General features: G+C 52.5%; 17 protein-coding genes. 6 read left to right on the top strand and 11 right to left on the bottom strand.

The genetic code is table 11. From position 1 onward, the window contains the following. Window positions 1-58 precede the first annotated feature (58 nt). The gene (purT, locus tag ABIB59_RS06520) at window positions 59-1,237 is read left to right on the top strand and encodes a formate-dependent phosphoribosylglycinamide formyltransferase (RefSeq protein WP_354034546.1); all 1,179 of its coding nucleotides are present in this window, start codon (window positions 59-61) and stop codon (window positions 1,235-1,237) included. Between the two features lie 48 nt (window positions 1,238-1,285). On the opposite strand, the gene ABIB59_RS06515 is transcribed toward purT, so the two are convergent. From ABIB59_RS06515 to zwf, 5 genes are all read right to left on the bottom strand, one after another. Beyond that, a complete protein-coding gene (locus ABIB59_RS06515) occupies window positions 1,286-2,428 on the bottom strand; it encodes a fimbrial protein (RefSeq protein ID WP_079496725.1) in 1,143 nt (380 codons plus the stop codon). 15 nt (window positions 2,429-2,443) lie between these two features. Then, complete coding sequence (locus tag ABIB59_RS06510; protein ID WP_052249235.1) at window positions 2,444-3,130, bottom strand: fimbrial biogenesis chaperone; 687 nt, start codon at window positions 3,128-3,130, stop codon at window positions 2,444-2,446. A 229-nt stretch (window positions 3,131-3,359) separates the two neighbouring features. Beyond that, a complete protein-coding gene (gene kdgA, locus ABIB59_RS06505; protein WP_039078734.1) occupies window positions 3,360-3,998 on the bottom strand; it encodes a bifunctional 4-hydroxy-2-oxoglutarate aldolase/2-dehydro-3-deoxy-phosphogluconate aldolase in 639 nt (212 codons plus the stop codon). A 39-nt stretch (window positions 3,999-4,037) separates the two neighbouring features. Next, complete coding sequence (edd, locus tag ABIB59_RS06500) at window positions 4,038-5,849, bottom strand: phosphogluconate dehydratase (RefSeq protein ID WP_039078733.1); 1,812 nt, start codon at window positions 5,847-5,849, stop codon at window positions 4,038-4,040. A gap of 232 nt (window positions 5,850-6,081) precedes the next feature. Continuing rightward, on the bottom strand, window positions 6,082-7,557 hold the full coding sequence (zwf, locus tag ABIB59_RS06495) for a glucose-6-phosphate dehydrogenase (RefSeq protein WP_039078732.1): 1,476 nt from the start codon (window positions 7,555-7,557) through the stop codon (window positions 6,082-6,084). A 345-nt stretch (window positions 7,558-7,902) separates the two neighbouring features. Between zwf and ABIB59_RS06490 the strand changes: the two genes are divergently transcribed. Beyond that, window positions 7,903-8,772 carry a MurR/RpiR family transcriptional regulator gene (locus ABIB59_RS06490; protein WP_039078781.1) on the top strand — a complete coding sequence of 290 codons (870 nt, stop codon included), beginning with the start codon at window positions 7,903-7,905 and terminating at the stop codon, window positions 8,770-8,772. 121 nt (window positions 8,773-8,893) lie between these two features. Then, the gene (pyk, locus tag ABIB59_RS06485) at window positions 8,894-10,336 is read left to right on the top strand and encodes a pyruvate kinase (protein WP_039078731.1); all 1,443 of its coding nucleotides are present in this window, start codon (window positions 8,894-8,896) and stop codon (window positions 10,334-10,336) included. Window positions 10,337-10,377: 41 nt separating this feature from the next. Here the strand turns inward: pyk and lpxM are convergent, their stop codons facing one another. The 3 genes from lpxM to znuA form a co-directional block, all read right to left on the bottom strand. Continuing rightward, on the bottom strand, window positions 10,378-11,349 hold the full coding sequence (gene lpxM / locus ABIB59_RS06480) for a lauroyl-Kdo(2)-lipid IV(A) myristoyltransferase (protein ID WP_354034543.1): 972 nt from the start codon (window positions 11,347-11,349) through the stop codon (window positions 10,378-10,380). Window positions 11,350-11,467: 118 nt separating this feature from the next. Further along, a complete protein-coding gene (gene mepM, locus ABIB59_RS06475; protein ID WP_039078729.1) occupies window positions 11,468-12,796 on the bottom strand; it encodes a murein DD-endopeptidase MepM in 1,329 nt (442 codons plus the stop codon). Window positions 12,797-12,811: 15 nt separating this feature from the next. Next, window positions 12,812-13,756 carry a zinc ABC transporter substrate-binding protein ZnuA gene (gene znuA, locus ABIB59_RS06470; RefSeq protein ID WP_354034541.1) on the bottom strand — a complete coding sequence of 315 codons (945 nt, stop codon included), beginning with the start codon at window positions 13,754-13,756 and terminating at the stop codon, window positions 12,812-12,814. Window positions 13,757-13,834: 78 nt separating this feature from the next. On the opposite strand from znuA, the gene znuC reads away from it, so the two are divergent. Both znuC and znuB read left to right on the top strand, forming a co-directional pair. Continuing rightward, entirely contained in the window at window positions 13,835-14,590 is a 756-nt protein-coding gene (znuC, locus tag ABIB59_RS06465) for a zinc ABC transporter ATP-binding protein ZnuC (RefSeq protein WP_354034539.1), read from the top strand. Next, entirely contained in the window at window positions 14,587-15,372 is a 786-nt protein-coding gene (gene znuB / locus ABIB59_RS06460; RefSeq protein WP_039078726.1) for a zinc ABC transporter permease subunit ZnuB, read from the top strand. Before znuC ends, znuB begins: the two co-directional genes overlap by 4 nt. Window positions 15,373-15,450: 78 nt before the next feature. On the opposite strand, the gene ruvB is transcribed toward znuB, so the two are convergent. The 3 genes from ruvB to ABIB59_RS06445 all read right to left on the bottom strand — a co-directional run bounded on the left by ruvB (window position 15,451) and on the right by ABIB59_RS06445 (window position 18,063). After that, complete coding sequence (ruvB, locus tag ABIB59_RS06455) at window positions 15,451-16,464, bottom strand: Holliday junction branch migration DNA helicase RuvB (protein WP_039078725.1); 1,014 nt, start codon at window positions 16,462-16,464, stop codon at window positions 15,451-15,453. A gap of 8 nt (window positions 16,465-16,472) precedes the next feature. Next, window positions 16,473-17,084 carry a Holliday junction branch migration protein RuvA gene (gene ruvA / locus ABIB59_RS06450; protein WP_354034537.1) on the bottom strand — a complete coding sequence of 204 codons (612 nt, stop codon included), beginning with the start codon at window positions 17,082-17,084 and terminating at the stop codon, window positions 16,473-16,475. A gap of 109 nt (window positions 17,085-17,193) precedes the next feature. Further along, window positions 17,194-18,063 carry an SDR family oxidoreductase gene (locus tag ABIB59_RS06445; protein WP_354034535.1) on the bottom strand — a complete coding sequence of 290 codons (870 nt, stop codon included), beginning with the start codon at window positions 18,061-18,063 and terminating at the stop codon, window positions 17,194-17,196. Between the two features lie 487 nt (window positions 18,064-18,550). Here ABIB59_RS06445 and ABIB59_RS06440 point away from each other — a divergent pair, with 487 nt between their 5' ends. Further along, complete coding sequence (locus ABIB59_RS06440; protein WP_354034533.1) at window positions 18,551-19,027, top strand: hypothetical protein; 477 nt, start codon at window positions 18,551-18,553, stop codon at window positions 19,025-19,027. Window positions 19,028-19,033: the final 6 nt, after the last annotated feature.

Below are 19,033 nucleotides of genomic sequence, written 5' to 3'. Positions count from 1 at the left end.
AGACGCAAACGTTTTCGTATATACTGCCGCCAGATTTTTTTAAGAAGGTCGACTTGCTATGACTCTATTAGGTACTGCGCTGCGTCCGGCGGCGACTCGCGTAATGTTATTGGGTTCAGGGGAATTAGGCAAAGAAGTGGCGATTGAATGCCAGCGTCTGGGCATTGAAGTCATTGCCGTAGATCGTTATGCCGACGCGCCCGCAATGCATGTGGCCCACCGCTCGCATGTTATTAATATGCTTGATGGTGAGGCGTTAAAAGCGCTGGTCGCGCAGGAAAAACCGCATTTTATCGTGCCGGAAATCGAAGCGATTGCCACCGACACACTGCTGGAGCTGGAAGCTCAGGGGCAGCATGTCGTGCCCTGTGCACGGGCAACCAAATTGACCATGAACCGTGAAGGTATCCGTCGTCTGGCAGCCGAAGAACTTGCCCTTCCTACATCAAGCTACCGCTTTGCCGACAGTGAAGAGGCGTTCCGTCAGGCCGTTGATGAGATCGGCCTGCCCTGTATCGTCAAACCCGTCATGAGTTCTTCCGGTAAGGGCCAGAGTTTCATTCGCAGCGCCGGGCAACTGGCGAAAGCCTGGGCATATGCGCAACAAGGCGGGCGCGCGGGTGCCGGTCGCGTTATCGTTGAAGGTGTGGTGAATTTTGATTTTGAAATCACCCTGTTGACCATTAGCGCCTCAGATGGCGTGCATTTCTGTGCGCCAGTCGGTCATCGTCAGGAAGATGGCGACTATCGTGAATCCTGGCAGCCACAATCAATGACCGACCTTGCGCTGGAACGTGCAAAAGAGATCGCCAGTAAAGTAGTGCTGGCGCTCGGGGGCTATGGGCTGTTTGGTGTCGAATTGTTCGTCTGCGGCGATGAGGTGGTCTTTAGCGAAGTCTCTCCACGCCCGCACGATACAGGCATGGTCACGCTGATTTCTCAGGATGTTTCAGAATTCGCCCTGCATGTTCGCGCCTTCCTTGGTCTGCCCATTGGGCAAATCCGCCAGTACGGGCCATCGGCATCGGCGGTGATCTTACCGGAACTGAAAAGCCAGAACGTCACGTTTAATAACGTGCAAAATGCCGTTGGTGCCGGCCTGCAGGTCCGTCTGTTTGGCAAGCCCGAAATCGACGGCACGCGTCGTTTAGGCGTTGCGCTGGCAACGGCTGATAGCGTTGAAGAAGCGGTTGAACGCGCAAAAGCCGCGGCAGCAGCGGTGAAAGTTACGGGTTAAACCCGACGGCAGTCCCCGGTATTGCTTCGCTTACCGGGGCTATGGTGTTCATTTATATTCGATCAGATAGGTCAGTTTCCCATCGGCCCGGCCTGGCGTCACGGCTGCTCCGGTTTTGATATAGCGGGCATACAGTGGAATGGTCATGGTGGCATCGGTGCCTGATACCAGGGTTCCGGTTGTCGGCTGCGAGAACGTCATTGGCTGCAGCGTCGTGTTTGAACTCGAAAGCTGAATCCCTATACCCGTGGCACTGTTTGAGTCACTGCTGATTGCCATAATCCCGTTTGCGTCATCAATGACGCTGGTGGCGGGGGTAAGGCTCAGGCTCCAGATGGCGTTAGCTGTGATGGGGCCCCTGATTGTTTTACTGCCACTGCTACTGTTATTCTCTATGAAATGACCGTAAGACTGTGCCCCACCGTAATTGCAGTTGAGCAGATCAATAGATGCTTTCACCCACGGGGTTGCCGTATTCGCAGCAGTAAATTCTGACGCTTTATATTTGCCGAGATCCACCGTTTTACTGGCTTCTGCAAGTGTGCATGTCGCTTGGGTAAAGGTAAGCCTGCCGGTTAGGCTGGGGCGGAAAACCGGAACGTCGCTGCCAGGTGAATTATTCCCTCCCACCACGGCTTCCACTTTAGGCAAGGTGGACAGGTCAATAAAACTGTCCGTGATGTCGCCCGTTTTGATGAGTATAAATCTGAGATTACCGTTTGATGTATAGGTATTGCAGGAATAGTCGGACTTGGTATAGCAAGTCCCAAAACTATATCTTTTATCTCCCATTGCCCGACTATTGTTCAGAACTACCATACCAATACCCGCAATACCGGTCTGATAGACTGTTCCCAGACTACTCCCCTGCCATGATGACAGCGCAGGCGTGATGCCGCCGACAAATCGTCCCATCACATAATAATTAGCGTCTGTAGAATTATTATTACAATTGGCTCTGTAATAGATATAGGTGTCATTCCGCGCGTGGACTCTGTAAAGCTCGGTCCCCACTGCAATATCTTTCGGCATCCGCAGTGTTGAGCTTAATTTTATATTGCTGGTGATAACCTTGCCGGCTGGCTGATCGCCCGGTGAATAAGAGACTAATGTACACCATGCCTGCGCAGAGAATGAAAATAACAGCGCGCTTAATATAACTATTATTGAAAGCAGACGTTCCCTGATCATTATATACTCCTTCAATTATTTAATAACGACGTCATATATCTTCGTCATGCCATTATCATCTATCCATGTCACCTGTGCTGGCGTACCGCTCTTCACCGGCAATGGAAAATTACGCGATTCACCGGGCGCAACCATATCAACCGGCCAGTTTCCGCTTTTGGTTGCCACTGACACCAGCGACACATACCGGGCGCCGGAGTTGCTAACCGTCACACCCTGCTTCGAGCTGTGCCAGCTCAACGCCTGCACCGCCGTTTCCGGGTTGCCGCGCAATCCCTCCGGGCGATAGAACAATTTCACCCGCGTGTGTAACGCCACCTGCAGGCGGTTTACCCCCTCACCTGCCGGGAGTTTCATGGGTACATCCAGCACGTTGAGCCAGAAAAGAGATTCACGATCGCGCGGTAGCGCCGAGCTGTTAACCACATGAAGGCGCAAAGTCTGGTGACTTTCAGCATCGACACGAGTAATAGGAGGAATGATGATGAAGGGCGTGTCATTAGATGCGGGAGAGCTGGCCTTATTACCCGTATCAAGCCAGCTTTGTACCAGGACCGGTTTATTACTGCGGTTGGTAATGGGGATGGTGACTTCACGCATCCCTGCGTTATAAATCACTCGCGTAATATCCATGACAATACTTGCAGATACGTTGGTCGACAGCATCATCAATATGCTGATACAAAAAATATTCCGAAACATTCCTTTGCTCCTGATAAAATGCAAACGTCTTTGATCACGTAAAACCCGTAAAACGGCTGACGATGCACAGAAGCGGAGTTTAAAGCTGCAATTTTGATAATTAAATATCTTATTGAAGAGACGCTTTTACACTGGTGAAAAAAGAATATAAAAAAGCCCGGTCGCAGTAACGCTTACCGGGCTTTTCAATTTTATGAGCAGTCAATAATACGCCGCCCACTGAAACAGATTACTTCGCGCCTTCTACCGCTTCGCGAGCCAGTTTCGTAATGCGATCATAATCGCCTGCTTCCAGCGCGTCGGCCGGAACCAACCAGGAGCCACCGATACACAGCACGCTTTTCAGCGCCAGGTAGTCGCGGTAGTTCGCCGGAGAGATACCGCCAGTCGGGCAGAAACGCACCTGAGAGAACGGACCTGCAATGGCCTGCAGCGCTTTGGTGCCGCCGTTTGCTTCCGCCGGGAAGAATTTGAACTCTTTCAGACCGTAGTCCATGCCCAGCATCAGTTCTGAAACTGTGCTGATGCCCGGAATCAACGGGATGGTGCCTTCGGTGGCGGCTTTCAGCAACGGCTCAGTCAGACCCGGGCTAATCGCGAACTGCGCACCCGCTTCTGTCACTTCTTTCAGTTGCTGCGGGTTAAGGACGGTACCAGCACCGATGATGGCGTCCGGCACTTCTTTTGCAATCGCGCGAATCGCATCGATGGCACAGGCAGTACGCAGTGTCACTTCAAGAACGCGCACGCCGCCTGCAACCAGAGCTTTCGCCATTGGGACAGCGTGCTCCAGTTTGTTGACAACGATAACCGGCACTACCGGGCCAGTTTTCAGGATTGCTTCTGCACTCGTTTTCCAATTTTTCATCAGAATTATTCTCTCGCCTGAACTAAAAATCTTGTCGTTTTAAAAAGTAATGCAGGTCGCGCCCTGCTCGGCACCGGAAAGTTTTTCTCGCAGTGCGCCAAACAGCTCGCGTCCCGTGCCAACGCGCGCAGCGCTCAGGTCAGGAATATGCGGCTGACGTGCAGCAAGCTCGTTATCATCGACCAGCAACGTCAATTCGCCGGTCTGTCCGTTTACACGGATGATGTCGCCATCACGTACTTTCGCCAGCAATCCACCGTCATACGCTTCGGGTGTCACATGAATCGCTGACGGCACTTTACCTGATGCGCCGGAGAGTCGTCCATCTGTAACCAACGCAATTTTGAAACAGCGGTCCAATAATACACCAAGTGGCGGCATAAGTTTATGTAATTCTGGCATGCCGTTCGCTTTTGGCCCCTGGTGACGCACCACCACGACGCAGTCTTTGTTCAATAGCCCCGCATCAAAGGCCGGTAACACATCATGCTGACTCTCAAATACCACCGCCGGCGCTTCAATGACCTGATATTCAACCGGTACGGCAGAGGTTTTCATCACCGCGCGGCCAAGGTTGCCACTCAGCACTTTGGTACCGCCATGACGAGAGAAGGGTTTCTCAATTGTGGCGATAACGTCCGCATCCAGCGACGCTGCCGCCCCTTCGCGCCAGTCCAGTTCACCGTTATTGAGCCACGGTTCCATGGTGTAACGGGAGAGGCCAAAACCGGCCACCGTGTTGACATCCTCATGCAGCAAACCGCCCTTAAGCAGTTCCCGCATTAACACAGGTACGCCACCCGCCGCCTGGAAGTGGTTAATATCCGCCGGACCGTTCGGATAGAGTCGCGCCAGCAGCGGCACCACGTCCGACAATTCAGAGAAGTCATCCCAGTTAATAATGATGCCCGCAGCGCGCGCCATCGCCACCAGATGCATCGTGTGGTTGGTGGAGCCACCGGTTGCCAGCAGTGAAACGATACCGTTTACCACCACTTTTTCATCAACCATTTTGCCTATCGGCATCCATTCGCTGCCGTTGCCGGTTAAGCGTGTCACCTGGCGTGCGGCAGCCGAAGTTAGCGCTTCACGCAGTGGTGCATCCGGATGCACGAAGGAAGAACCTGGCAGTTGCATGCCCATGAATTCAACGACCATCTGGTTGGTATTGGCCGTACCGTAGAAAGTGCACGTACCCGGCGCGTGGTAAGAGGCCGCTTCGGATTCCAGCAGCGCCATACGATCGACTTTGCCTTCTGCATAAAGCTGACGAATGCGTACCTTTTCTTTATTTGCCAGACCGCTGGCCATGGGACCTGACGGGATAAACACGGCGGGCAGATGACCAAACGAAAACGCGGCCATCGCGAGGCCGGGGACGATTTTGTCGCAGACGCCAAGGAACAACGCCCCGTCAAACATATTATGCGACAGACCAACTGCCGCCGACATGGCGATCACTTCACGGCTGAGCAGTGAAAGTTCCATCCCGTCCTGACCCTGCGTAACCCCGTCACACATGGCCGGAACACCGCCTGCTACCTGGCCGACCGCGTTAACTGAGTGCAGCGCTTTGCGGATGATATTGGGATAGGTTTCGTAAGGTTGATGTGCTGAAAGCATATCGTTATAGGAGGTGATGATGCCGATATTGTTACGCAGCATACTTTTGAGCGAAGCTTTGTCATCAGGCTGGCAGGCGGCAAAGCCGTGGGCCAGGTTTCCACACGCCAGCGAGGAGCGGTGTACGGTTTCACTCTTCGCCTGATTGATGCGTTTTAAGTAGGCAGTTCGGCTTTCGCGCGAGCGTTCAGCAATGCGATTTGTTACGCGTAACAATACTGGATTCATAAAGGCTCCTGAAATTTATCTGTCCGGGACAACGGTATGCAGGAGGTTTTCAGCATTTTAATTCCAGCAGAAACGCCGCCACACCGCGCCCAAAGGCAAAATTACTGTAGCCAGTGTAATAAAAAAAGCTCCGCTGGTGAATCCAGTCGGAGCCTGAAAGTTGAAATATTGGCCTGATTTCTGAGTTAGATCATGTTACCGGTAAAACTCCGTAACATTGGCAACAACCTGATTACTCAAATTCGTTCCACGAACGGCCATCACGGGTGATCATCGCCACAGAGGCAACCGGTCCCCAGGTCCCGGCCTGATACGGTTTCGGCGAGTCGTTATCCATCGCCCAGGCTTCGGTGATGGAGTCAACCCACTTCCACGCTTCTTCAACTTCATCACGGCGCACGAACAGCGCCTGAATGCCACGCATGGTTTCCAGCAACAGGCGCTCGTAAGCGTCCGCCAGATGCGTTTCGTTGAAAGTTTCGGAATAGCTCAGGTCCAGCTTCGTGGTCTGCAGATTGTGCTTGTGATCCAGCCCTGGCACTTTATTCAGTACCTGGATATCCACACCTTCATCTGGTTGCAGACGGATGGTGAGTTTGTTCTGGGGCAGATCCTGCCACGACTCTTTAAACAGGTTCAGCTCCGGCGTTTTGAAATAGACCACGACTTCAGAGCATTTCGTCGGCAGGCGTTTACCCGTGCGCAGGTAGAACGGCACGCCCGCCCAGCGCCAGTTGTCGATATCTACGCGAATAGAGACGAAGGTTTCGGTGTTACTGGATTTGTTCGCGCCCTCTTCTTCCAGATAGCCCGGGACTTTTTTGCCCTGCGCAAAGCCGGTGGTGTACTGACCACGAACGGTTTTCTCGCGCACGTTCGAGCGATCGATGCGACGCAAGGATTTCAGCACTTTCACTTTTTCGTCACGAATGCTGTCTGCGGTGAGATCGGACGGCGGAGACATAGCGATCATGCAAAGGATTTGCAGCAGGTGGTTCTGGATCATGTCGCGCATTTGACCTGCCTGGTCAAAGTAACCCCAGCGACCTTCAATACCCACCTCTTCCGCCACCGTGATTTCCACGTGATCAATCGTACGGTTATCCCAGTTGTTCACAAACAGGGAGTTGGCAAAGCGCAGCGCCAGCAGGTTCAGTACCGTCTCTTTACCCAGATAGTGGTCGATACGGTAGACCTGGCACTCTTCGAAATATTCGCCAACCTGATCGTTAATTTCGCGGGAGGTGGCAAGCGAGGTACCCAACGGTTTTTCCATAACCACACGGGCAGGTTTCGCATTCAGCTTCGCCTCGCCCAGGCCTTTGCAAATTGCGCCAAAGGTGCTTGGCGGCATCGCAAAGTAGTTAATAGTGGTGCGATTCTTCTGGTCAAGCATGGCGCCAAGGCGTTTAAACGCTTTGGTGTCATTAACGTCCAGGTTGCAGAAATCCAGGCGGCCGCTCAGCGTGTCCCATAAGCTTTCATCGATTTTTTCCTTCATGAAAGTTTCGAGCGCTTCACGCACCACTTTTATATAGGCTTCTTTATCCCAGTCGGCGCGTCCGACACCCAGGATACGCGTATCCGGATGGATCTGACCCGCTTTTTCCAGTTGATACAGGGAAGGCAGCAATTTCCGGCGTGCGAGGTCGCCTTTCGCGCCGAAAATGACCAGGTCACATGCCTGGGCTGTTTGCGTTACCGCCATGTCATTCTCCTCAGTTGGCTATCCTGGTGCTTATGCCAGGTTTTAGTTGTAATTTTATTACACTGCACTGTACTGCTTTTACGTAATTCCCGAAACTGCTAACGCTTGGCTACGTGTGCGTTCTTCTTCTCTTCGGCGAAAATCTGGGTTTTCGCCTTGAAAATGCTGGATGTTTGCCCGATACGCGGCGAATAAAATCCGACTGCGATCATGTAATGAAAAAAAACAACAACATTTAACGTTGTCGCTTACCTTTCTTTGCGGCAGAAAGGTATATTCTTGCTAAAACGCATCACGATTTCACCTTTCTGTGGAATCGTTTCACTGATGAGCGATTCGTTAAAAATGAATATGCTGGAAAAAATCCAGTCTCAACTGGAACACCTTAGCAAATCCGAGCGCAAAGTGGCGGAAGTGATCCTCGCCTTCCCCGATCAAGCCATTCATTCCAGTATCGCCGCCCTTGCCCAGCAAGCGGGTGTCAGCGAACCAACGGTGAACCGATTTTGCCGCAGTCTGGATACCCGCGGGTTTCCGGATTTTAAATTGCATCTGGCGCAAAGTCTGGCAAACGGCACTCCCTATGTTAATCGCAACGTCGATGAAGATGACAGTGTCGAAGCCTATACTGGCAAAATTTTCGAGTCAGCGATGGCAAGCCTGGACCATGTACGCCAGTCGCTCGATATGACGGCGGTCAACCGCGCCGTAGATCTGCTAACGCAGGCAAAGAAAATCGCCTTTTTCGGTCTTGGCTCGTCCGCGGCCGTCGCGCACGATGCGATGAACAAATTTTTCCGCTTCAACGTACCGGTTATTTATACCGACGACATTGTGCTGCAACGCATGAGTTGTATGAATTGTAGTGATGATGACGTGGTTGTGCTGATTTCTCATACCGGACGCACAAAGAGTCTGGTTGAACTGGCACAGTTGGCGCGGGAAAACGACGCCATGGTCATTGCGCTGACATCAGCCGATACACCGCTTGCGCGGGAAGCGACACTGGCCATTACCCTCGACGTTCCGGAAGATACTGACATTTACATGCCCATGGTGTCGCGTCTGGCACAGCTCACGGTTATTGACGTTCTCGCCACCGGTTTCACATTGCGACGTGGCGCAAAATTCCGGGATAACTTGAAGCGTGTCAAAGAAGCACTGAAAGAATCGCGCTTTGATAAGGAGTTGCTCATCCGGAGCGACAAACATTAATAGACCGATAGTAATAACAAAGTTGTAACATCTTACGCTGTTCGGTTAAATTCTCATTTTGATAACTTAACTGAATCCATGTTCACGCAACACCTGGTTGTTTTAGACAACGGAGTATTACATGTCCAGAAGGCTTCGCAGAACCAAAATTGTTACCACTTTAGGCCCGGCCACCGACCGCGATAATAATCTTGAGAAGATTATCGCCGCAGGCGCCAACGTGGTACGCATGAACTTCTCACACGGCACACCGGAAGATCATAAATTACGTGCGGATAAAGTGCGTGAAATTGCGGCAAAACTGGGACGTCATGTTGCTATTCTTGGCGATTTACAAGGACCGAAAATTCGCGTGTCCACGTTCAAGGAAGGCAAAGTATTCCTTAACATTGGCGATAAATTCCTGCTTGATGCCAACCTCGGCAAAGGCGAAGGCGATAAAGAAAAAGTCGGCATCGACTATAAAGGCCTGCCCGCTGACGTGGTGCCTGGCGATATCCTGTTGCTCGATGATGGCCGCGTTCAGTTAAAAGTACTGGAAGTCCAGGGCATGAAAGTGTTCACCGAAGTCACGGTGGGCGGCCCGCTGTCTAACAATAAAGGCATTAACAAACTGGGCGGTGGCCTCTCTGCAGAAGCACTGACCGATAAAGACAAAGCAGATATTGTAACTGCGGCGCTGATTGGCGTGGATTACCTCGCCGTCTCCTTCCCGCGCTGTGGCGAAGACCTGAACTATGCACGCCGCCTGGCGCGCGACGCTGGTTGTGACGCCAAAATTGTCGCCAAGGTTGAGCGCGCAGAAGCGGTCTGCAGCCAGGAAGCGATGGATGATGTGATCCTCGCCTCCGACGTGGTGATGGTTGCCCGTGGCGACCTCGGCGTAGAAATTGGCGACCCGGAACTGGTGGGTATCCAGAAAGCGCTGATCCGTCGTGCGCGTCAGCTTAACCGTGCGGTCATCACCGCCACGCAGATGATGGAATCGATGATCACCAACCCAATGCCCACTCGCGCAGAAGTGATGGACGTGGCAAACGCCGTGCTGGATGGTACCGATGCGGTTATGCTCTCTGCGGAAACAGCCGCAGGCCAGTACCCGGCAGAAACCGTTGCCGCGATGGCGCGCGTGTGCCTGGGTGCGGAAAAGATCCCCAGCATCAACGTGTCGAAACACCGCCTGGATATTCAGTTTGATAACGTGGAAGAAGCCATCGCCATGTCGGCAATGTATGCCGCTAACCACCTGAAAGGGGTAACGGCGATTATCTCCATGACGGAGTCCGGGCGTACGGCGTTAATGACGTCACGTATCAGTTCCGGCCTGCCGATTTTCGCGCTCTCCCGCCATGAGCGTACGCTGAACCTGACCGCGCTGTACCGTGGCGTAACGCCGGTCCATTTTGACAGCGCGAGCGAAGGTGTTGCCGCTGCCAACGATGCGGTCAATCTGCTGCGTGACAAAGGTTACCTGATTTCTGGCGATCTGGTGATCGTCACCCAGGGCGACGTGATGAGCACCGTGGGCACCACTAACACCACGCGCATTCTGACCGTGGAATAAGCAGTATCCAAAAAGCAAAAACCCCGCCTGGCGGGGTTTTTTTATTTCTTCGGGAATAACTCTTTGCGTCTGTACGGTTCAGTCTCGCCCGGCTTGCGTGTTTTCAGCAGTTTTAAAATCCAGGTGTACTGCTCAGGGTGCGGGCCGACGAACACTTCAACCTCTTCGTTCATTCGGCGCGCAATGGTGACGTCATCCGCCGTTAACAGATCGTCCATCGGTGGGCGAACCTGAATGATCAGCCTGTGCGTCGTCGCATCATACACCGGAAAAAGCGGCACAATGCGTGCACGGCACACCTTCATTAAACGGCCAATCGCCGGTAGCGTGGCTTTATAGGTGGCAAAGAAATCAACAAATTCGCTGTGCTCAGCACCGTGATCCTGATCGGGCAGATAGTAGCCCCAGTACCCCTGGCGTACGGACTGAATAAACGGTTTGATACCGTCGTTACGTGCATGCAGACGTCCGCCAAAGCGGCGGCGTACCGTATTCCAGACATAATCGAACACTTTATTGCCCTGATTATGGAACATCGCCGCCATTTTCTGCCCCTGGGATGCCATCAACATTGCCGGGATATCAACGCCCCAGCCGTGCGGGACCAGAAAAATGACGTTTTCGTTGTTGTCGCGCAGCCCATCAATAATCTCACGACCCTGCCACTCAACGCGCGGCAGGATCTTCTCTGGCCCACGCAGCGCCAGTTCCGCCATCAGTACCATTGCCTGCGGTGCAGTGGCAAACATCTCATCAATGATCGCTTCGCGTTCCGCTTCTGATTTTTCCGGAAAGCAGTACAGCAGGTTGATCTGCGCACGCCGACGCGCACTCTTACCGAATTTACCGGCAAGTCGCCCCAGCGTCCCCAACAACGGATCGCGTAACGACGCAGGGAGCAGCGCTACACCGGCAAACGCAAAAACACCCATCCACGCGCCCCAGTAGCGCCGGTGGCGAAAGCCTTCTTCAAATTCGGGAATGTATTCAGAATTATTTTTCTTCGTTTCCATGCATGTTCCGCAGGCAAGTATTCAAGTAAGCAAAGTAAGAATAGTGTAACGAGGTGCGTTAATTCCTACAAAAGAAAAAGCCGGCGTATGTCGACGCCGGCTTGTATGCTGTAAGGCGTTAATCGAATTTCAATTGCGGAACGATGTCCTTCACCTGCGCCAGATAATCACGACGATCGGTACCGCTCAGACCTTCGGTCCTTGGCAGTTTCGCCGTTAAGGGGTTCACCGCCTGCTGGTTGATCCACACTTCATAATGCAAATGCGGGCCTGTTGAACGACCAGTGTTACCGGAGAGCGCGATGCGATCGCCACGTTTCACTTTCTGCCCTTCTTTCACCAGCAATTTGCGCAAGTGCATATAGCGCGTGGTGTAGGTGCGGCCATGACGCACCGCGACATAATACCCCGCCGCACCACTGCGTTTGGCAACCACCACTTCGCCGTCACCCACAGAGAGAACCGGCGTCCCCTGCGGCATGGCGAAATCGACGCCCTTATGCGGCGCAACGCGACCCGTGACCGGGTTCAGGCGACGCGGATTAAAGTTGGAGGAGACGCGGAACTGTTTCGACGTGGGGAAACGCATAAAGCCTTTCGCCAGCCCGGTACCGTTGCGGTCGTAAAATTTACCGTCGTCGGCGCGAATCGCAAAATAATCTTTACCATCAGAGCGCAGACGAACACCCAGCAGTTGGCTCTGTTCCTGTTTCCCTTCCAGCATTTCGCGGGACATCAGCACAGAGAACTCATCGCCTTTTTTGAGTTTACGGAAATCCATTTGCCACTGCATCGCTTTGATGACGGCGCTGATTTCGACATTGGTTAAGCCGGCTTCTTTCGCACTGCTGACAAAACTGCCGCCAACCGTGCCTTTCAGCACGGAGTTGACCCAATCGCCTTCCTGAATCGCACTGGTCATTTTAAAGCCGCCATCAACGCGGTCATAAGTGCGGGTTTCACGGCGGGAAACTTCCCAGGTCATGCGCTGCAGATCGCCGTCTGCGGTCAACGTCCAGGAGATCTGCTGACCAATTTTCATGTTACGCAGGTCTTTATCTGCCGCGGCGAGCTGGCTGATATCACCCATATCAATGCCGTACTGATTCAGGATACTGCTCAGCGTATCGCCGGTCGACACGACATATTCGTGCACGCCCTCTTCACCGGCAGTTTTATCGTCAAGTTCATCCTGGGGAATGTCTTCAACTTCGTCGGGCATAGACTGATCGATAGGCTCACTGGCCTCAGGCAGCAGCGAACGAATCTCTTTCTTTTCCAGCTCGATGGTTTTGACAATGGGTGTCGGCGTGGATTCGGGGTGGTAGACATACGGTCGCCAGACGGCAACCGTTAAAGTGAGAACTGTAAGTGACCCCAGCATAACGCGGTGGGGTCGGGGCAGATTATTAAATGCCAGGGCGACAGAGCGGGCTATCTGTTGCACGTATCCACTTCCTCGTTAATCTCCTTTCAGGCAGCTCGCATACTGGTTAGACAACTGGGCAAGGAACTGCGAATAGCTCTCTTTGCCAAGCTTGATACTGGTACCAAGGGGATCCAACGTTCCCATTCGAACGGATGTCCCTCTGGCAACAGCTTCAACGACCGCTGGCCTGAACTGTGGCTCAGCAAAAACGCAGGCTGCTTTTTGCTCAACCAACTGTGTTCTGATTTGATGTAAACGCTGCGCACCAGGTTGAATTTCAGGGTTGACGGTAAAGTGACCTAACGGAGTCAGCCCGTAATGCCTCTCAAAATAGCCATAGGCATCATGAAAAACGAAATAACCTTTACCCTTCACTGGCGCCAGCTCGCTGCCAACCTCTTTGTCGGTTTGTGCCAGAGTGGCCTCAAACGCTTGCAGGTTGGCGTCCAGCCGTGCTCGGCTTTGGGGCATAACTTCTACTAATTTATCGTGGATTGCAACCGCCGACAGCCGTGCAATCTCTGGTGAAAGCCACAGATGCATGTTGTAATCACCATGATGGTGATGTTCATCACTATTTTCGTCGCCGTGATGGCCTGCGTCATGGTCGTGGTCGTCATCATCGCTGCCCTTGATGAGTAACGGTTTCACGCCAGGCAGTTCCTGCATGAGCACCTGCTTTGCCGTCGGAATCTGCTGGGCGGACTTATCCATGAACGCTTCCATGTCCGGGCCTACCCAGAAGACTAAGTCCGCGTTCTGCAAGCGTTTTACATCAGACGGGCGCAGGGCATAATCGTGCTCAGAAGCCCCATCGGGGAGTAGTACTTCTGTTGTCGTTACCCCATCCGCAATCGCGGAAGCGATGAAGCCCAGAGGCTTGAGCGACGCGACAACAGCGGCGTTTGCGGTGCTCATTACTCCACCGGATAAGGCGGTGAAAAGCGCTGCGCAAAGAAGCGTATTTTTATGTAACATAATGCGACTAATTATCGTAATGAATATGTGGAATGTGATATTATAACATTCGACAACTTGTGCAACCCTTTAAATGCTATGACTAATCTGGTAACGCTGGAAAATGTCTCCGTCAGTTTCGGCCAAAGACGCGTACTGTCTGACATTTCGCTCACTCTACAACCCGGTAAAATTCTTACCCTGCTCGGTCCCAATGGCGCGGGGAAATCGACGCTGGTGCGCGTGGTACTGGGGCTTGTAGCACCCGATACCGGGACGATCAAGCGTGGCAATGCCCTGCGTATTGGTTATGTGCCGCAAAAACTGCATCTCGATACCACGCTGCCGTTGACCGTGGGTCGCTTTATGCGTCTGCGGCCCGGCACCCGTAAAGATGATATTGTTCCGGCGCTAAAACGTGTGAATGCCGCGCACCTTGTCGATGCCCCGATGCAAAAACTATCCGGCGGTGAAACGCAACGCGTGCTGCTGGCCCGTGCCCTACTCAATCAGCCACAGTTGCTGGTACTGGATGAGCCAACGCAAGGGGTCGATGTTAACGGTCAGGTGGCACTCTACGATCTTATTGATCAATTACGTCGCGAGCTTGATTGCGCCGTACTGATGGTCTCCCATGACCTGCATCTGGTGATGGCAAAAACGGATGAAGTCCTCTGCCTGAATCACCATATTTGCTGCTCCGGCGCACCGGAAGTGGTCTCCATGCACCCTGAGTTTATCTCAATGTTCGGCCCACGCGGCGCAGAGCAGTTGGGTATTTATCGCCACCGCCATAATCATCGTCATGATTTGCAGGGGCGCATTATATTACGTCAGGGAAATGGACACGGATGATTGAATTACTGTTGCCCGGCTGGTTAGCCGGGATGATGCTCGCCTGCGCCGCTGGCCCGTTGGGTTCATTTGTGGTCTGGCGTCGCATGTCTTATTTTGGCGATACCCTCGCCCACGCTTCATTGCTCGGTGTCGCTTTCGGTTTGCTGCTCGACGTTAACCCCTTTTATGCGGTGATTGCCGTCACGCTGCTGCTTGCCGCCGGGCTGGTCTGGCTGGAAAAACGCCCTCACCTTGCTATCGATACATTGCTGGGGATTATGGCTCACAGTGCGTTATCCCTCGGCATGGTGGTTGTCAGCCTGATGTCGAATATTCGCGTCGATCTGATGGCCTACCTATTTGGCGACCTGCTGGCAGTCACGCCCACGGATTTAATCTCCATTGCTGTTGGTGTTGTACTGGTTATCGGGATCCTGTTCTGGCAGTGGCGTAACCTGCTGTCGATGACCATCAGTCCGGAGCTGGCGTTTGTCGATGGCGTGAAGTTGCAGCGTGTGAAGTTGCTGTTAATGCTGGTTACCGCGCTGACCATTGGGGTGGCGATGAAGTTTGTCGGGGCGCTGATTATCACGTCCTTGCTGATAATTCCCGCGGCCACCGCGCGCCGCTTTGCCCGGACGCCAGAGCAAATGGCGGGAGTGGCAGTAGGTGTCGGCATGATTGCCGTCACCGGTGGGCTAACCTTCTCTGCCTTTTACGACACGCCAGCAGGACCGTCTGTCGTGCTGTGCGCCGCGCTGTTGTTCATTTTCAGTATGATGAAAAAAAGCGCTACCTGACCTTCTTATCTGGCCGAAACCCGTTGTTTCGGCCTTTCTGCCATTCAGAATAGCGACAATGGCTGATGCGGGAAAATCTCAGGGCATCTCCGGCGGCGTAATCCCGAAATGGTTCCATGCCCTGACCGTCGCCATGCGGCCACGTGGGGTACGCTGCAGGAAGCCTTGCTGAATTAAAAAGGGCTCCAGCACATCTTCAATGGTTTCGCGCTCTTCCCCGATTGCGGCGGCAAGGTTATCCAACCCTACCGGCCCACCAAAGAATTTATCGATGACCGCCAGCAGCAGCTTGCGGTCCATGTAATCAAACCCTTCCGCGTCAACGTTCAGCATATCAAGCGCCTGAGAGGCGATATCAAGCGTAATCGCGCCATCATGCTTCACTTCGGCAAAATCACGCACCCGGCGCAGCAGACGGTTAGCGATACGCGGCGTGCCGCGCGAACGCCTTGCGACTTCCAGCGCGCCCTCTTCGCTCATCTCAAGCCCCATGTAGCGGGCGCTGCGCCCCACAATGTGCTGTAAATCCGCCACCTGATAAAACTCCAGCCGCTGCACAATACCGAAACGGTCACGCAGCGGTGAGGTCAATGAACCTGCACGCGTCGTTGCGCCAATCAGCGTAAAGGGAGGCAAATCAATTTTGATTGAGCGTGCCGCCGGGCCTTCGCCGATCATAATATCGAGCTGATAATCTTCCATTGCCGGGTAGAGGACCTCCTCTACCACCGGCGAGAGACGGTGAATTTCATCGATAAACAATACGTCATGCGGCTCAAGGTTGGTGAGCATTGCCGCCAGGTCGCCCGCTTTTTCCAGTACTGGACCCGAGGTGGTACGCAGGTTGACGCCCATCTCGTTAGCGACGATATTCGCCAGGGTAGTTTTCCCAAGTCCTGGAGGGCCGAATATCAGCAAGTGATCCAGCGCGTCACCACGCAGCTTCGCCGCCTGGATAAAAATTTCCATTTGCGAGCGCACCTGCGGCTGACCCACATACTCCGCCAGCAATTTAGGGCGGATCGCGCGATCCGCGACCTCTTCCGCATTAATAACGCTGTCGGGGGAGACCAGACGGTCTGCTTCAATCATCCTTTACCTCACAACGCGGCGCGTAATGCTTCGCGGATCAGAGTTTCACTGTTGGCGCCCGGTTTGGCGATTTTGCTAACCATCCGGCTGGCTTCCTGAGGTTTATAGCCCAACGCCACCAGTGCGGCAACCGCTTCCTGCTCTGCATCATCCGCAGCCGGGCTGGCGGGTGATGTCAGCACCAGATCGGCGGCTGGCGTGAACAGGTCGCCATGTAACCCTTTAAAGCGATCTTTCATTTCGACAATCAGTCGCTCTGCCGTTTTCTTGCCGATACCCGGCAGTTTAATCAGTGCCGCAGGGTCTTCGCGTTCGACGGCATTCACAAATTGTTGCGCGTTCATGCCGGAAAGAATGGCTAGCGCCAGTTTTGGCCCCACGCCATTGGTTTTTATCAGTTCGCGAAACAGCCTGCGCTCTTGCTTGTTGTTAAAACCAAACAGCAGATGCGCATCTTCACGCACCACAAAATGGGTGAAGACCACGGCCTCTTTCCCCGCCTCCGGCAGTTCATAGAAACAGGTCATCGGCATATGCACTTCGTAGCCCACGCCTCCGACTTCCATCAGGACTAAAGGGGGCTGTTTTTCCAGAATAATGCCTCTGAGTCTGCCTATCACATGACGCTCCTGCGTTAATGGCCGAAGTAAGAATGCTGTATCATAAAAAAAGGCTGGATAGATATCCAGCCGCTTATTGATGAAAAGCGAAGTGTATTAATTTACTGGCCTAATATTGCGCCTGCGCGAGGTCAGCAAGTAGCGTTGGATGCGTCGGGTTCCAGCCCAGTACCGCGCGCGTCTGTTCACTGCTTGCGGCCATATTGAGAGATGCAAAATCAGCAAACCAGCCAAAATGCTCCCTCGCCCGCGGCTCGGCGGGTACCCCAAGATGTTTACCGATGGCCTGCGCGATATCGCGAAACAGGATGCCCTCTTCCGCCACCGCGTGATAAACCGCCTGAGTCATCCCCGTCTCCAGTGCTAACCGATAAAGCGTGGCAGCATCCCGACGATGCACCGCCGCCCAGCGGTTTTCTGCGTCCTCAGGCCAGGCAGACACACCCGTTTGCTTCGCAAGGTCCATCAGGATGGGAATAAATCCATGATCGCCCACGCCGTGGACTGTCGGCGACAGGCGTATCGTTGCGGCCCGCACGCCCTTGTCTGCCAACTCACGTGCCGCAGCCTCAGAACGGCGTGGATACGCTGGCGCGACAAACGGCAGGTCGTTCTCTGTCGCCAGACGTCCTGGGGCAATCATCGCCACCCCGGAGGTCACCAACAGAGGGTGGTCGCTACCATGTAGCACCTCCCCCAGAATCTGGATGGCGCGCTCATCCTGCGCGCAATTCTCACTAAAACGTGAAAAATCGTGATTGAAGGCAGTATGGATAACCGCATCGGCACGGCTTGCGCCATCATGCAGCAATTGATGATCGTCCAGCGTTCCCGTGACCACCTGCATTCCCAGGGCCACCAGCGCCTGTGCTTTTTGCGCATTGCGCACCAGCCCGGTAACCTGATGCCCGGCCGCCAGTAGATCTTCAGCAACGGCTGAACCAACCCAGCCAGACGCCCCCGTCAGAAAAACATGCATAGCTCACTCCCCTTGTGTTGACTCATCATGTGATAGTGATGAATATCCTCAGAGGTGAAAAGTAGTGACATTATCGTGGTAAGCACAGCTAATCTACAGTTTTATTTTTATATTAATTAACAATAACTTAGAGAAGCATATTTACAACATACAGTATTATCCATGATCCTTATGAATCAACATCATAAAATCGGTTTAGTGAGTACTGTAATGCACTTTCTCTAATCTATACTGACTATTGTTGTACCCTCTTTCCAATCATCATGTACTCAATTAAGTTTAACATAGGTATTATATATTGGTTTGTTCCTTAATTACTTGTCGTAGCAATATTATTCCTCCTGTAGTTGTTGGACATGAACTCTTTGTAATTATGTGTTAATTGCTTATCTGAATGAATAAAACTATCAATTTACTGTGCTTAATGGATTCCCTTTTAATGATTCTTGGCATAAAATATCCATTTTAAAAATAAGGCGGGGGATTTATGAAAAGAAGCAAATTTAAAAATATTCCATTTGTTTCCACTGTAATATTGTCATTTATTTTTTTTGTACTTTATCTTTTTGCTGCAAATCAATTCAATGTAAACATAGCATTAACAGTAATAGCTTTCATACTAACCGGTCTTTCCGGATTTGATTTTTTTAAAAACCTCACATCAATTGATCGTGAAAATAAGCCACCTGTGGATCTATTAGTAGTATTCAGTGTTGCCGTGGCAATAACATCTATTATATCAATAGCATGTAAAATAGATGAAAGCAGTTTAAAACCACGAGAACAAGTAACCATCATTTCGACGTTAGTTTTACTAATCATAGGAATGGTTGCATCTGCTTACTTAAAGCACAAGCATATAATAAAACCAAAAATTAGGGTTTTGGAGAAAGAAAGCTTTTCAATATTAAGAGAAAATGATGACGCCATTACTATTATTACAACCATAAAAAAAGCCCCTTAAGGGGCT

The organism is Citrobacter sp. UYEF32 (genome assembly GCF_040546205.1).
Taxonomy (GTDB): Bacteria; Pseudomonadota; Gammaproteobacteria; order Enterobacterales; family Enterobacteriaceae; genus Phytobacter; species Phytobacter diazotrophicus.
The sequence above is the reverse complement of the archived record's forward strand: the minus strand, read 5'-3'. Positions and strand labels throughout refer to the sequence as shown.